At 40.1% G+C, this 15883-nt stretch carries 16 protein-coding genes; 6 read left to right on the forward strand and 10 right to left on the reverse strand.

Features of this window, described 5'->3' with window-relative positions; all coding sequences use genetic code 11:
* Nucleotides 1–42: 42 nt before the first annotated feature.
* From F991_RS17765 to ispH, 6 genes are all read right to left on the reverse strand, one after another.
* Nucleotides 43–2778, reverse strand: a complete 2736-nt coding sequence (locus tag F991_RS17765; protein ID WP_004673155.1) for a hypothetical protein — start codon at nt 2776–2778, stop codon at nt 43–45.
* A 19-nt stretch (nt 2779–2797) separates the two neighbouring features.
* Entirely contained in the window at nt 2798–3628 is an 831-nt protein-coding gene (locus tag F991_RS15305) for a pilus assembly PilX family protein (RefSeq protein ID WP_004673157.1), read from the reverse strand.
* Complete coding sequence (locus tag F991_RS15310) at nt 3628–4632, reverse strand: PilW family protein (RefSeq protein ID WP_004673159.1); 1005 nt, start codon at nt 4630–4632, stop codon at nt 3628–3630. Before F991_RS15310 ends, F991_RS15305 begins: the two co-directional genes overlap by 1 nt.
* Nucleotides 4632–5174 (reverse strand): type IV pilus modification protein PilV, encoded by a 543-nt coding sequence (gene pilV, locus F991_RS15315; protein WP_004673161.1) that lies wholly within the window; start codon nt 5172–5174, stop codon nt 4632–4634. The genes F991_RS15310 and pilV overlap by 1 nt, the downstream gene beginning before the upstream one ends.
* Nucleotides 5174–5662 (reverse strand): pilus assembly FimT family protein, encoded by a 489-nt coding sequence (locus F991_RS15320; protein WP_004673163.1) that lies wholly within the window; start codon nt 5660–5662, stop codon nt 5174–5176. The genes pilV and F991_RS15320 overlap by 1 nt, the downstream gene beginning before the upstream one ends.
* A 140-nt stretch (nt 5663–5802) precedes the next feature.
* The gene (gene ispH, locus F991_RS15325; RefSeq protein ID WP_004673165.1) at nt 5803–6753 is read right to left on the reverse strand and encodes a 4-hydroxy-3-methylbut-2-enyl diphosphate reductase; all 951 of its coding nucleotides are present in this window, start codon (nt 6751–6753) and stop codon (nt 5803–5805) included.
* A gap of 101 nt (nt 6754–6854) precedes the next feature.
* On the opposite strand from ispH, the gene gmk reads away from it, so the two are divergent.
* The 6 genes from gmk to bfr all read left to right on the forward strand — a co-directional run bounded on the left by gmk (nt 6855) and on the right by bfr (nt 11774).
* A complete protein-coding gene (gene gmk / locus F991_RS15330; protein WP_004673167.1) occupies nt 6855–7478 on the forward strand; it encodes a guanylate kinase in 624 nt (207 codons plus the stop codon).
* 70 nt (nt 7479–7548) lie between these two features.
* Nucleotides 7549–7827, forward strand: a complete 279-nt coding sequence (rpoZ, locus tag F991_RS15335; RefSeq protein WP_004673169.1) for a DNA-directed RNA polymerase subunit omega — start codon at nt 7549–7551, stop codon at nt 7825–7827.
* A 234-nt stretch (nt 7828–8061) separates the two neighbouring features.
* On the forward strand, nt 8062–10170 hold the full coding sequence (locus tag F991_RS15340) for a RelA/SpoT family protein (protein ID WP_004673172.1): 2109 nt from the start codon (nt 8062–8064) through the stop codon (nt 10168–10170).
* A gap of 104 nt (nt 10171–10274) precedes the next feature.
* Entirely contained in the window at nt 10275–10655 is a 381-nt protein-coding gene (locus F991_RS15345) for a RidA family protein (RefSeq protein WP_004673174.1), read from the forward strand.
* 180 nt (nt 10656–10835) lie between these two features.
* Complete coding sequence (locus F991_RS15350) at nt 10836–11030, forward strand: bacterioferritin-associated ferredoxin (RefSeq protein ID WP_004673176.1); 195 nt, start codon at nt 10836–10838, stop codon at nt 11028–11030.
* Nucleotides 11031–11309: 279 nt separating this feature from the next.
* A complete protein-coding gene (bfr, locus tag F991_RS15355) occupies nt 11310–11774 on the forward strand; it encodes a heteropolymeric bacterioferritin subunit Bfr (protein ID WP_004673178.1) in 465 nt (154 codons plus the stop codon).
* Between the two features lie 49 nt (nt 11775–11823).
* Here bfr and F991_RS15360 read toward each other — a convergent pair whose 3' ends face one another.
* The 4 genes from F991_RS15360 to F991_RS15375 all read right to left on the reverse strand — a co-directional run bounded on the left by F991_RS15360 (nt 11824) and on the right by F991_RS15375 (nt 15490).
* Nucleotides 11824–13461, reverse strand: a complete 1638-nt coding sequence (locus tag F991_RS15360; RefSeq protein ID WP_004673181.1) for a PglL family O-oligosaccharyltransferase — start codon at nt 13459–13461, stop codon at nt 11824–11826.
* Between the two features lie 158 nt (nt 13462–13619).
* On the reverse strand, nt 13620–14357 hold the full coding sequence (gene tfpZ, locus F991_RS15365) for a TfpX/TfpZ family type IV pilin accessory protein (protein WP_004673184.1): 738 nt from the start codon (nt 14355–14357) through the stop codon (nt 13620–13622).
* A 30-nt stretch (nt 14358–14387) separates the two neighbouring features.
* Nucleotides 14388–14828 carry a pilin gene (locus F991_RS15370; RefSeq protein WP_004673185.1) on the reverse strand — a complete coding sequence of 147 codons (441 nt, stop codon included), beginning with the start codon at nt 14826–14828 and terminating at the stop codon, nt 14388–14390.
* Between the two features lie 188 nt (nt 14829–15016).
* Nucleotides 15017–15490, reverse strand: coding sequence for a pilin (locus F991_RS15375; RefSeq protein WP_004673187.1), 474 nt, complete (start codon nt 15488–15490; stop codon nt 15017–15019).
* Nucleotides 15491–15883: the final 393 nt, after the last annotated feature.

Raw genomic sequence — 15883 nt, forward strand, 5'->3', positions numbered from 1 at the left:
ATCCAGTCCATGGTGATAAAAACCATCATAAACCAGACATTTTTATTGGTGAGAATATAGACACTTTAAATGGGTTCTAACACCTGAGGCATCCAATGTTCCCGAATATGTCAACTGCACAGGAAATGAGTGTACACTTCCGCCCATTGCCAAATGGGGTGCATTTGGTGTGGTCAATGTTGCAGGCAAATCTGTGGCGACCTCATCTAAAGGCACACTAAAACCTAAATAATTTAAGAGTTTTTGCTTAACAAAAATCGGAAAGTCTTTAAGCGTATTTTGCTCTGTAAACTGTTTCAGTACATATGCCGAGATTCCAGTCGTTGGAATATCACCATCCGCATCCCCAACAGGAATACTCAACAAATCACCGCTATCATCTTTACTGGTTAAATCAGCACCACCGTTCACAGTTACGTTGGTGAATAAGCGTCTTAATGCATTTGGTCTTGCTGCATATGCGTACTGTTTTGGCTCTACAGACAAATTTTCTATTTGACCTGAAATCGGCATCGGCACACGAGAAAGCGCTCCACCTAAATTAATAATGCCACCATCTGTATAGCTTTTCCCATCATAGACAGCACTACTATTCCATAAGTCTGTTGTGGTTTTATTAAATGCCCCTTTTGAGTCATACACCAGTGTTGTACCGTTTGCACCTGCAAACGCACCTGCATTCGCACCAGTCAAGACCACCTTATAACGTTTTAAGTTACCAGCCCAAATCATGTTATTACTTTGTGGATTTGGCTCTAAGGCACGTAAATAACCATAAGGCTGTAATCCCGATGGACTCAATGCATCCGCAGGTACAGAGATCGCCCCCGTTGTTAACGGTTCAAGTGCTGCTTTACCTAAATTATCAAGAAAGGCAATTACGCTATTTGTAACACCTTCAGCAGATTGAGTAGTAAAGAATCCACCATTACCATAACCAGGTGATGCAACAGCATTCGCTCCTTGATTTGGAGAGCAAGCATCATGACCGTCACGATCTGCTTGAGTACGAGAACTCAGTTTACAAGCTTGTTGGACATGGGTTTGAGTTAAGCTATTAAAATCCTTGCCAAAACCAACAAAAGCCGTTTGAATCGGTATATTGACTGGATTTGTAATTTTATTAACAGCAGTTTGAATATCTCCACCATTAAATAACTTTTTGGCCAGCTCTCCCATACAATGCCAAGATGCTGCGGTTCCCGTACTTAAACCATCAGTTGGACAGCTAAAATTTGAACCATAACTACCTAATGCAGCAGAAATCACTGATGTAGAACGTGCAGGACTTGAATTATTTGCTTCTCCATCAGATAAAATATAAACCCCTTGACCATCACAACTAACGCGATCTGCTTCTGCTGGCAAAGGTGAAATATAATTTATACCGTCTTTAGAACCAGCAACAGATTGATCAAAACCACTATCTGCATTTGCTCCTAGTTGCATTTCCAAAGTATGAGAATAAACAACACCCGAAACAGTCTCACTACCATCACCAACAAAATCAGTAGGCTCCGTACTTCCTAAGTTTTGCCAATAAGAAGTACTTGTACCAGTTCTTTGAGTAGTAGACCCTGAATTAGTACTTGATGAAGCACCACAATATTGAACACCATTCGTAAAGTTCGTTTGTTGCCAATCCAGACACTTATAATACGTAACTTCATGGCGAGTAATTGTTGTTGGTGTCGCAGTATTACCTGTAAAACCCAGAGTTGCATAACATCTATTGTTTGATGAACTAAAATGAGGATAAGCAGTATTTACACACCCCCTATCTGCGGAACGATAATAATTTGAATTCGAATTATTAACATAACCATCCAAATAACATCTTTGTCGAGTAGTATTAGTGCTCGTCCCTATATTGCTAAATGTAGGCGCGCCAGAGGGTGGGCATACATAACCAGCATTTTGATAACTCCCGACAAAGCCGTTATTGTATTGATAACAAGTATTATTTACAGGATTTAAATAAGGGCGTGAACTATTTTGACATTCATATCGCTCAAAGACCTGTGTTGTAATTTTCTTATATAAATCTTTTTGTATTTCTGCTTCACCACGTGTGTTTGTTCCCATCAAATAGGCTGCTGCTTCTGCATAAGCATGGGCTGTTGGTGTTCCGCCAGCCGCTGTCAAACCTTTTATTGCATTTTTCAATGTATTACGCTGATCCGATCCACTAGCTCCTAGCCTTTCTGCTGTAACTAAGATCTTTCCAGCTCTCCCAGACCCACCTACAGAATAATGTCCTAGCCCCACACGAGCTTCGTTAAGTTTCGGGTTATCACTATTTAAAAAAGCAAACATACCATCTTGTAAACGAGACATACGATCATAGCATTTTAGTGCGCCAGTACGGGTACTATAAGTGCCATCAGCATTTTTATTTGGGTTATAGCATATATCTTTAAGTCGTTGATAGTTTGATGAACTTAAAGTCGAATGGCTCACTGAACAATATGTTCTCGTATAAGTATAGGAACCGTCTCCACCTGTATCAGTTTGTACAGTAGTGCGATCCGAACAAACACCATAATCTGCATTAATTGCATTACTACCACTATTAACTCCCATTGATCCAGATGTATCAAGCATCATAACAATGGTTTTTTTACCTGCCGTCGGCATTGCATAAATCTGCATATCACTGGCTTGTGCAACTGATGCCGCTACCAGCATTGTCCCTGTAAATGCCCAAACAAACGACGCACCATATGAAAAACGGTGAACATAATGCTGGAAATCTAACCTATTTCTTTGTGTTTTCATCATCATTCTCCCCATTTATTTATTCTGGTGCTTCGTCTTCGACGTAGCGTGTCATCAGATCAATCTCTTGAACCTGTGTATTTACGGGAATGCCATAATCGCGCAAACAATCCGCAACTGTTCGCTTAGTTTGCAAACCATCATCGACATTGTCATTGATAAAGCCCACAGCACTACCATTACCAATACAATCTTGTTGTACTGCCGCTAAGTTGGTACTCGAATAATTGGGCAAAATTGAAGTTGATGTGATGCGAACTCGCCCATCGACCTTACCTTGCTGAACTTTAGCGTCTTTACTCAGATCAGTATTTCGTGCCAAATCTGCCCCAGGTGTGGCATCATTTGCTGCATTGATATATTTCACTGCAACTTGGGTCACGACTGCTTCACGCGCACTGCCAAAGTCCTGCTCTAAATTACAAAAGCCACTACGATTACTTTCAGACGCATCTACTGTTGCCTTGGTATTATCCGAGGCAGTTGCCGCTGGTGGAACCAAAACTGTTACATCGAGGATACTGCCGACTTGTAGGGCTTCAGTGGGGCGATAACAGAAAATATATTCCCGCCCATGACTCAAAGGATCTTTTTGATCATCGATCACCTTACCTACAACATTCATAACCGAGGTAATATCTTTATAATTGGTTCGATTTAAGAAATAATTCGTTGGTGTATCACTGGTTTGTAATAGCAATTGTCCTATTTGACTGTTGGTTGCAATATTCAGTGAGGTCATAGCTACTCGTATTGCAACGACACCAATGATCGTCACAGCAAGCAAAATAATTAAGACAACGATCAGTGTTGCACCACGTTGTTGGCGATAGGGTTGTTTTAAGCTCATTATTTTTCTCCCAACCCATTTCTAAATGTGACGACAGTGCTGTATACACGGCGAGCAAACCGAGTATTGGTGTCAGTGAGTGCGACATTTTGGTTTAACAAATCAATTCGTCTAGACAAATCAATTGCGTTATTCCGAGTGTTATCTGTTGAACGAACCAATACTGCTAATTTGACTGAAACAATTCGAGGTGGGACAGTGGGTATAGCTGCCGCATGAGCAGCAGCGGCCATCGTACGGTATTGATTAATTGTGTAATACGCCATATTACCTGTTGAGTCCTTAGTCCCAACCTGCACCACGAAATGATCAACTCGAGGCATAATTAACTCACCAGCCCCACCGAACCCTGTAATGGATGTCGGTTTTGCAACGGCTGCTGTGCCTGCTGGCGTTGGTCTATTTGCATCACAAGCCAATCCGTAATCCGTGCCCGTCGTTAAAGCCGCATTTGCACGTCTTAAAAAATATCGCTGAATGACGTAATCACCTGCTTGTACATTTTCCCCTTCACAATTCACCATCGCATTCGGTGCAACAAACTGAATGGTTAATTGGTCACTTTCGACATCAACGTTCGACAAACCTTGCCATTCATGTAAAGTGGTACTGAGTGTATCGCCAGTCCCAATACTGTGACTTAATAGCCCCTTTGAAATAAAAGGTGCTGTGGCAGGAATAGGTAAGTTTGCATTAGAGGTTGTTGCATCTATAGCGGTCAATACAATTCCGCCCCATGGCGTCTGGTCATTCAACTCTGGGAAAGCTGTATTTATATAATTCGCCAAACGAATATCACGTGCGACATAATCTAAACCAAAGACACCACTATTTTGCAGTTCAGCATTTGCTTCTTGCATACGAGAAGCAAGAAATCCACCCGTGAAAAGCTGCACCGCAGCGGCAGTCACAAGCAAACCCAACGCCAACGCCACCATCAATTCAATGAGGGTAAAACCTTGCTGATGTATTGGCTTCGAATCAACATAATGTGGAGTTTTCATTAATAGACCTCCATCATTAAGCAACTTGAGCGATTCACATACACACCTGTTGCTCCCATACATTCACTTACATCCGCAGCTGTATTGGTTGCGCTAAGCTCTGTATCTCCCCATGCAGCAAATAAACATTGCCGTTGTACAGGTGCAGCTATCACGCCTGGACAAGTGTCCATCGTAATATTCATACCAATTTCAAATGCTGTTCGTGCAGCCATAAAAGCGTCATAAGTTGCCATTTGCGTAGGAGTACAGGCAGAGGCGGGATTGAAACACGCGTTACTAGGTGATGTCGGTGTTGCCGTAATATTGGTATAAGCTCTCACAGCCGCAGGATAATTCGTTTGTGCATCGGGGTTTGCACGCATATTTTCAGCCAACCCACGTAAAATGAGCATTCCTTGAGAACGAGCTAATGCCTCACTAGATGCATCTACCGCGCGAAGTTGCAAAATGGTATAGCCTAGAACCCCAACTGCTAATAACAACAAAGCAACCAGTACTTCTACCAGCCCCACACCTTGTTGATGTTTATTAATATTCATTAACACGCCCCTGCAACTTGTCGAACATTGCCTAATCTTGTTACTTCTATTGTTCTGTTTTGAGCTGACTTACAGAAACTAAATGTTTCAGCGGTCGTTGCACTTCCGACATCATTGAACAAAATCATCTCTGCACTGGTAGATTCAATCGCAACTTGAGGGTCGATCTGCACGGAAATAACTCGTGTGTTCTGAACTTCTTGTTGATCCAATGCTGCATAGTTTGGAATCAGAGCTGTCGCACATTTATCTTTATTAAAGTCATCATCCGTATTGGTTCGGTTTAGACATACGGCTACCGTTGTTTTCATCAAAGCTGCTTGTGATTTTGCTTGATTAATCGCAAGTGTGAGTTCACGAGTTGCTGCATTTAATTTTTGTCTCGCCACCATATTGCCAAAACTAGGCACAGCCATCATCGCGACAATCGCTAAAACAGCAATCGTCACCATCAACTCGATTAAGGTGAATCCCCGACCTTTCCCCATTACTTTGTACCAATTTTTTTTAAATTTATTAGCTCTATATTAAATTTTATTTTTACAGAACCAATACAAAGCAGATAAGAACCAAAAAAAACGGATGGAGTGTAATCCATCCGTTCCTAGTTCACATTTTTCTAATAAAATTAGGCTTGTATCACCTGTATGCGCAGCTCTTTTGGCAGACTAAAGGTAATATTTTCTTCTGTACCTTGTAACTCTTTGGGCGGTGTTGCGCCCCAATCTTGTAAGCGTTGAATCACTTGTTTAATTAAAATTTCAGGCGCTGACGCACCAGCCGTCACACCAATTTTGCTGTCCGCTTTAAACCACGCCTGCTCAAGCTGATCCGCATTATCAACTAAATAAGCAGATTTCCCCATACGTTCAGCCAACTCGCGTAAACGATTTGAATTAGATGAATTCGGAGAGCCAACCACTAAGACTACATCACATTGCTCAGCTAAATCCCGCACCGCGTCCTGACGATTCTGAGTGGCATAACAAATATCATCCTTACGCGGACCTTGAATCTGCGGAAACTTAAGTCGCAAAGCATCAATCACCTTTGCGGTATCATCGATTGACAACGTAGTTTGCGTGACAAAAGCAACTTTTTCAGGATGTTTCACCATCAATGCGTCAACATCTTGCTCATCTTCAACCAAATAGATCGCACCACCTTTGGACAGGTCGTATTGCCCCATCGTACCTTCAACTTCTGGATGACCTTCATGCCCAATCAGGATCGCTTCTACCCCTTCACGCGCATAGCGAGTGACTTCTATATGGACTTTAGTCACTAATGGGCAAGTTGCATCAAATACCTTTAAACCACGCTGTTCAGCTTCTATTTGTACGGCCTTAGAAACACCATGCGCACTAAAAATCACGATCGAATCATCAGGCACTTGATCCAGTTCATCGACAAATACAGCACCACGCTGACGCAAATCATCGACCACAAATTTATTGTGTACCACTTCGTGACGTACATAAATCGGTGGGTTAAAACACTCCAATGCGCGATTGACGATTGCTATAGCACGGTCAACACCAGCACAAAAACCCCGTGGATTGGCTAACACGATTTCCATAACATCCTCTCTCATCATCCGAATATTTATACCAAACTATTTCGTTTAGCGGCACGCTACACTACAATAGCCAAGATATTTTATCATATCAGGAAAGTATCATGTCGGGTCTATTGTTTGTCGTTTCTGCTGCCTCAGGAACAGGCAAAACATCTTTAGTGAAAGCCCTACTCGATCGAGTCAGCAACCTTCATGTTTCAGTCTCGCACACGACTCGCGACCAACGTCCTGGCGAATTAGATGGTGTTCACTATCATTTTACCACTAAAGAAGATTTTTTAGCCCAAGTTGAACAGGGTGGATTTATTGAATACGCAGAAGTCTTTGGCAATTATTATGGGACTTCCCAAGCCACCGTCAAAGCACAACTACAACAAGGTCACGATGTATTATTAGAGATTGACTGGCAAGGTGCTGAGCAAGTTCGTAAACTTTTTCCAGAATCAAAACAAATCTTTATACTTCCACCGACCCAGTATGATTTAAGACAACGTCTGTCTAACCGCGGCACAGATTCAGTTGAAGTGATTGAGCATCGCCTCAGTTGTGCAGTCGAGGATATGCGTCATTTTGCTAGTTTTGACTATGTTATTATCAATGATGACTTCAATAAAGCCGTGCACGATCTAGAATCGATTATCAGCGCCAACCGTTTAGTAACATTGCAGCAAAGTAATCGTCATCAACAATTGATCGAGAATTTAATTACGCTCCATCGCGAATAGCTTGAGTCTTACTCAAAAGCCTTTTATACTACTTAGTCATTTCAGATGTATTGTTCAAACGAGACTACTTATGGCACGTGTAACCGTTGAAGATTGTTTAGACCACGTAGATAACCGTTTTGAGTTGGTACTGGTGGCGAGTAAACGTGCACGTCAACTCGCACGTCAAGGAATGGAACCCACTGTAGAATGGGATAATGACAAACCAACCGTCGTTGCTTTACGCGAAATTGCGATGGGTCATGTGACTAAAGACATTTTGAAACAACGCGATCAAGACTACCAAACGTCAAATCTTGATATGGTATTGTCTACAAATTCATTAAACTTAGAAGGTTTTTCTTTCTAAGTCGAATTTACTTTGCATAGAAGCCCATTGTGAAGACACTGGGCTTTTTTGTTTGTTGAAATGTCAGTAGATCCTGTTCTATATTGATAAAAGTAATTTCCTTGATTGGAAAAATTTTCGTTTTTTTCTTCTGAACAAATTGACAAGTTTGGCAATATGCTTTTCATTAGAAGCTAAAGCAAATATCCATAGACGTTATCATTATTGAATTCATGTTATAAAAGGTGTTTTTCTATGCCAGGCGAAGAGGTCAGCCAAGCCAAGCAACAGTTAAAAGTAATTATTGATGCCTATCTCAAAGATAGCGACGTCCTGCGTGTGCTTGCTGCCTGTGATTTTGCCGATTTAGCACATAGCGGTATTACCCGTAAAAGTGGCGAACCCTATGTCTTACACCCTATTGCGGTGAGTTGTATCTTGGCACATATGCGTCTCGATGCAGATACGCTTATGGCTGCACTCTTACATGATGTAATTGAAGACACTGAATTTAGCAAAGATGAAATTGGAGAAAAATTTGGATTGGTCGTCGCCGAACTTGTCGATGGCGTGACCAAACTCAGCCACTCCAGTGATAAAGAATATAACAAAGCCGCATCTTTCCGAAAAATCTTACAAGCCACCTTACAAGATCCTCGTGTCATTATTATTAAACTCGCAGATCGCTATCATAATATGACCACGCTAGGTGCGCTGCGCCCAGACAAACGTGCTCGAATCGCACAAGAGACGTTTGATATTTTTGTGCCTATGGCACGTCTTGTGGGCATGAATGAGATGGCAGATAACCTAGAACATCTATGTTATCAAAATCTTGATCTCGACATGTTCAATGACATACAAACCGCGCTATTAGAGACCAAACCTAAACGCTGTGAATATCAAACTATTTGGGAACAAAAATTATCCGATTTATTAGAAAACCATAAGATAAAAGGTCGAATTAAAAAGAAAAATAATAATATCGAATTGCTACGTCACTTTGTAAAAAATGAAATTGATTTAAATGAACTGAGTCATAGCCACGCCTTTGAAATCGTTTTACAAAGCATTGCGGATTGCGACCGTCTGGTCACAGCATTGAAAGATAATTTTCAAGTTTTACAATATCGAGACCATATTCGCCGCCCTTTACCTGGCGGCAATCAGTCACTCATGATTAAGCTTAAAGGCGAAAAAACCACACTGTCGCTCACCATTCAAACTGAATTGATGCGTAAAGCCGCACGCTTTGGTGTGGTACTTGGGGAAAATGCGCCTCAGGCTTGCCGATCAGCGATTCAAGCTTCTATGCAAAACTTGAACACCTTAATCGACAGTGATTGTGCCAAAACCACATTTAGCGATTTACTTGATTATTTACATCAAGAAAAAATCTGGGTATACACTCCGCATGGACAGTTACATGAACTGCCGCAAGGCGCAACTGTAGTCGACTTCGCTTATTCGGCCAGCTTGTTTCTAGGTAACCATGCTGTGGGTGCCAAAGTGGATGGTGAAATTCGCCCCTTATCCACCCCACTACATAGCGGTCAAGTGGTTGAGATCATTACCGATGTGCTGGCTACGCCAAATCCAGATTGGCTGAGCTTTATTAACACGCAAAAAGCGCGTCGTGCATTGCAAAACATGCTCAGAGATCAATATATTGATGAGCAACGTTTAGTTGGCCAACAAGCATTGAATCGAGCCTTAAAATTATTCCATCGCTCAATCAACGATCTTTCTCAAAATGATTGGATCAATGTTTTAGAGTGGCGACATTTAAGCAGTAAAGATACCTTATTTGAACAGATCGCTGTCGGTGACCTACTGCCTCAATTGGTGGCAAATCACCTATTCGCTCAAGATCAATATTCACATGTTCATGAAACATCAGATCGCTTAATTCTCGGTACTGAAGGCGTAGATGTAAAATATGCGCATTGTTGTAACCCAGTATTGGGAGATCCCATCCAAGGACATTTGTCGCGTCGCGGTTTAATCGTGCATCGCTCACGCTGTCGTAATTTGCTGCACGAACAAAACCAACACCCTGAAAATATCATGCCTTTATACTGGCAATCAGAAGAAATCGATGATGTTCGTTTTAGTGCTTATTTATGTATTCACATGGCCATGAACGATGAACAAATTTCTGATCTGATCTACCAATGTCGTAAGGCAAAGACCGGGGTCGAAATGGTTCACTCACAAGATCAAAAAACCTACGTCAATATTGTAGTGAATAACCGTAAACAACTTGCGCAAATCATTCGAGACTTGCGTATGCATCTGAATTTCCCGCGCATTGAACGTTTGAATATCCCCATCGTCCAACCCGAAGTTGCTAAAGTGGTTTAAAAATCATCTGAAAACGACTCCGCAGTACTCAGTCGTTTCGCAACTGAGCTTTTGTGTTAAAGTCGCGTTGTTTAAGATCGAAAATAAAGACATAGGAGAGCTTAATGTCACGTCAAGTTATTCATACTGAACACGCCCCTGCTGCGATCGGAACATATTCTCAAGCAATTCTCGTTGGCAATACGCTCTATCTTTCAGGTCAAATCGGCTTAGACCCTTATAGTATGGAACTCGTGGATGGCATTGAAGCCCAAATTCGCCGTGTTTTTGACAACCTTAAAGCTGTATGTACTGCTGCTGGCGGTAGTTTGGCTGATATCGCTAAACTCAATATTTTCCTCACTGATCTATCACACTTCCAGTTGGTCAATCAAATTATGGGGGAATACTTTGCTCAGCCGTATCCAGCACGTGCCGCGCTTGGTGTAGCTAGCCTACCCAAAGATGCACTGGTAGAAATGGACGGTATTGTGATTATTTCATAATATGTTAATTCATATTTTTCAATAATATAAATAAAAAACATAGACACCACCGATAATGTGGTGTTTTTTTATTCAAATTCCCAATAAGAATCTATTCGCTATTCGAATGAAATTCATTGACAAACGATAACAATTATCAATAATATCAATTATCGCATTTATATTTGTGAATAGTCTGCCATGTATGTCTGTTTATGTCGTGGAATCACCGATCAAGATATCAAAGATGCCGTTGCTAACGGTACAGAGAGCTATCGTGAAATCCGCGAACAACTTGGCTTAGGAACTTGCTGTGGGCGTTGTGTTCCTGAAGCACGTGCTATTATCAGTGAAGAACTCGCTGAAATCGCTGCACGCATCTCAGTTGCAGCCTGACTTATTTAGACCTTAGAACAAATTCCATTCGTCTTTACGACTCCACCGCTTCTTGTCGAACCTTAACCACTCTTCATCTAAGCGGTTTTTTTATAAAAATAAATAATAGACGTAAATTACCTTACACTGCTCACCACTCGTTGAGCGCCTAACTCCTCATGATTGTGATTTTCATTTGCCGTTCCATAAATTACTCGCCATAGCCCTCTTTGTTGATTAAAATCATATAAATTGCCTTAGTTATTAGGGCATCAACTTGGTGTTTTATGGAGCAAGGCAATGAAAGGCAATCGTGAAGTGATCAATCAGCTGAATCAGGTGCTTTATCATCATTTAACTGCAATTAACCAATATTTTTTACATTCTCGTATGTTTAATGATTGGGGCATCGAACAGCTCGGTTCAGCAGAATACAAAGAATCTATTCGCCAAATGAAACATGCCGATAAAATCATTGAACGTGTTTTATTTTTAGAAGGTTTGCCCAACTTACAACATCTCGGCAAATTGTATATCGGTCAGCACACCGAAGAAGTGTTGAATTGTGATATTCGCAAAGTTAAAGAAAATATCGCGACGATTCAGCAAGCAGTTGAGCTTGCTGAAGTTGAGCAGGATTATGTGACACGTGATTTAGTCCAAGAGATTTTAGAGAAAGAAGAAGAGTATCTAGACTGGCTCGATACTCAACTTGATTTAGTCGAAAAAGTTGGCATCGAAAACTATATTCAAAGTCAAATTTAAGAAACAAAAAAATCCCTTTCAAGAATTTGAAAGGGATTTTTTATCGCTGTTACTTTTTGGACTGACCGATCACCTGCTCTAAAGTCAGTTGCTTTTTATAAAGCCGATTCCAAATCTCAATATATTGCTGTGCTTCTGCCTCTCTACCATTATATGCCAGCAACTGCGCATACTTTTTCAGATTAAACGGTGTTGCTTTATTCTTCACCATTTTGCCGATCATCATTAACTCATGCTCAGACATCACTGTATTCGGTGAGAGTGCAATCCAATTGAGACGCCACTCAAACTGAGTTAATAATAGAATTTCTGAACTACCCAAAATACGAGCAGTCGGTGGCTTTTTCGCAAAGACTAAACGGCTGTTGTCTTGATAGAGCTTATAGTCCCGCCAAATCATCAGAAGTACAATAAGACTCAACACCCAAACACAACGAATAATATTCTTATGTATTTCGATGCCTTTTAAATTCGGTGTTTGCGACTGAATCAGACCCAATAAGAAGCCCAATGGCAATAAGAAATATGCATAGCGCTGAGGAAACTCAAGCATGGCATGAATCAAAATGGCAACGACCATCAACATCGCAATAATTGAAACAGTCTCTTTACTGCGTTGATTTAACCAAAATAACCACAGGGTGATATAGCCAATAATCAAAAGACCAAGTGGAATCCCATTCCAAACCAGTAAGTCCAATAGAATATTATGCGAGCTATTAAACCAAACCTGTACCGTATTGAACTGAAGACTCTCCACCACTGCCACACTGGTTTGATTCCATCCATAGCCCCACCATGGCTGCTCTGCGATCGCATAAAGGATTTGCATCCACATTCCTAAACGCTCATGTCCTCGGCTCGCCCGATCAACAATAGAAGCAGTCTTGGCCACTTCGGTAAGCTGTTCCGCTGCGATCCATTGCGTCAAGAGTGGTAAAAGGTAACCTGACATCAATACAAAAGTTGCACACCAAAAAATCAGTTTAGGAAAATTCAGACGCGGGCTATTTCTATGTTGTTTATAGATCCAATAAATAAAAACAAAAATAAGTACCAACCACGATGTTCTAGACTGACTTAAACTAATCGCAAATAAAATCAAGAGGCTCGATGGGATCAGCAACCATAAAGCCGCTTTTTGTTTTTCATATAGATAAAGCCCCCCAAACAATCCCACGATTAAAAAGGTCGCCATATTGTTTGGTTGCCCGAAATTGGCAAAAGGTCTATTGCCTCTCAATTGATTAATAAAGCTGAAATGAGACTCCAATTTCACCCATTGCATGATTGCCATTAAACTGGTGATCACAGCCGTTGCAAGCACGAGATAACTAAACCCTTGCATCAACTGTTCACGGCGGTTTGGTTGCTGTAGCGACAGGTTAAAACCGAGCAAAATCATTAACCAAAACGTAAATAGGTAAAATGAACTCAGTAACGCAACACTCAGATCTCCAATTAGGCCGAAACTCCATTGCAATATTGGAATCACAACAATAGGCAGCATCCATAACTGCGCTTTAGGTACTTTTATATTTTTATTCAGAGCCAAAGTGAATAATGTAATCCCCGCAGCAAAACCAGCGAGATCGCTCGAAAAAGTCACCCATGGGTAGGTATGAAATGGCGAGAGCCACGCAAAGCCAAGAAGAACACTGGCGAGAAGAAAACAGAGAGCTTGCATAAGGTTAAATAAAAATAAGGCTTCGCGGTAGTATATAACGAAGCCATTTATTGATCTTAATGTTGGTAGGAAAAACTACATTTTTTAATTGATGAGAATGATCAAGTCTACCCACATCGTTTGATCAGTGGACTCAACTGAGCACCCTTTCAAGCAATTTATTCCCATGGTCTCAAATCCACAATCTTGACTACTTCGCCTGTTTCTTTATTGATTAAGACGGTCATATCTACAGCTGTGGCTTTAAGTGGCACGAAAGAATCGGCTTGTGGGTATTTGGCTAAAGTTTTCTGTACAGCTTGTGGGTCATTGAATTGTTTTAGTAACTCCAAGTCTTGTGCAGTTTCTTGTATTCGAACTTTAGCTCTATCTAAGGATGTATAACGTTCAATTTTTAACAACATTGACGCTCCAAACATCATACCCAAGACATCATCGGTGAATTCTTTGGTATTGTCTTTATTTAATTGTATAGCTACATAATGGGGTTTAAACCAAGAGGGCTGTTGATATTTATTTTTTATTTTTGGAATTTTATCACTTTGATCTATATCAATAGGCCTTACCACCTCAAAACTATCTAAATCATATACTATCCAAGCAGGTCTACCTTGAGCTACACTCCAAACACCATAACCTAGAGCAATTGTTTGTATTATCACAATAATACTTAAATCAAATATTAAAGTTTTTTTTCCCGACTTATATATTAATAACGTCAATAAAGGAGCAACAACTACATGTATAAATGTAATCAATCCAATTAGATGTGTTACTCCCATTGCTTTAACCAAAGGAGTTGGATACCAAACCAAAAGTATCCACCCCAGAAGCATACTTAAAATTACAATTGAAATTCCACTATGAACCAAAGCTGCTTTGATACGATTAGACATCACTTTCCAGTATCCAATTTAAAATATTCATTAACGCTTATTATGTTTATAAAATTCACCAAGCGTATCTAAATTAGTTTTTGTAAATACCATATTTCCAGATGCATCCACAGCACCATCGGCATCATAGACTAAACTCATCACCTCTGAAGTCCCTTGAAAACTGATATTCACATTACCAACCACCCCATTTAATACAATTACTCCACTAGCATATCTTGGAGTAGGCAGTACCGTTCCAGCAAAACCTGCTTCTTGTAAATCCGACAAGTTATCACATAAAGCTCCCTGATTTGCAGTTGTAATCATACAAATTCGAATCGCATTTTTCACCCCTTCAATATCGGCTATATTACTCGCCCATTTAGTTCGAACTTGATATTTCTGATATGCAGGCACAGCAATTGCAGCTAAAACCCCAATAATTGCAACAACAATCATTAACTCAATTAAAGTAAAACCTTTTTGCATTTTAGTTACTCCATTAACAGCTCTAATGGATACCAAGCAAATTTTATACCAATAAATATTTTCAATATAATCAATAATTTATACTTATTATAAAAAATTTTTATGTCACTTAATGACAATTTACATAAGAGTAGCTCATAAAAAATGGTGAAGTAAATTCACCATTTTTTATATCAAACGTTATAAGATTAACGCTTACTACCTTTCATATATTTACCTAATGTATCAGCAGCTGTTGCTGTACATTCAATATTACCACCTGTATTCATTTCACAATCAGCTGCATAAACCAAGCTTTTAACTTCTGATGTACCTGTGAAAGTTATATTCACTTGACCATCATTTGCCGCTGGAGCACTTGGAGCAGCGCCAGCCAATGCCACTACACCAGTAGCATAACTAGGTGTTGGTAAAACAGTACCAGGGAAATCATAAGCTTGTAATTGAGCTAAAGTTTGACATTGAGTACCATCTGTTGCTTGATCATTTAAACAATTCTTAATAGCACCTTTAATACCTTCGATATCAGATACATTAGACGCCCATTTTGCACGCACCGTATAATCCTGATAAGCAGGAATCGCGACTGCTGCCAAAATACCGATGATCGCAACAACGATCATGAGTTCAATTAAGGTAAAACCCTTTTGCATTGTGTTCATAACATTTCTCCAATGTATAAATTTTTTATAAGCTTTATTCAGCTACTTTGTATTCAGCATGTTTCATGCCAGCTCCTAGCTTAGCCAATTTTAACCTAAAAAAACAGAGACTTAAAACAATATTACGTCTGTTCACAATTGATGCAGTTTGGACATTTTACGAGGATAAATGACAAATAATGTCAGCTTTCTCTCATTACCCGTCTTGGATTTTAAAGTCAATTTTGATGATGCTCTTATTGTTTTAAAATTGAGCGAAATAGGTCACATAAAAAAAATTGTAACTGACCTTACCACTCATCGCCAGATAACATCCGTTTATCACTAGGCGATATATCCCTTAATTAAACGACACAATCAAATATGAGCAAATCCCCCCAACATTGAATTTCT

This window comes from Acinetobacter sp. CIP-A165 (assembly GCF_000367985.1).
In the GTDB taxonomy this organism is placed as follows: Bacteria; Pseudomonadota; Gammaproteobacteria; order Pseudomonadales; family Moraxellaceae; genus Acinetobacter.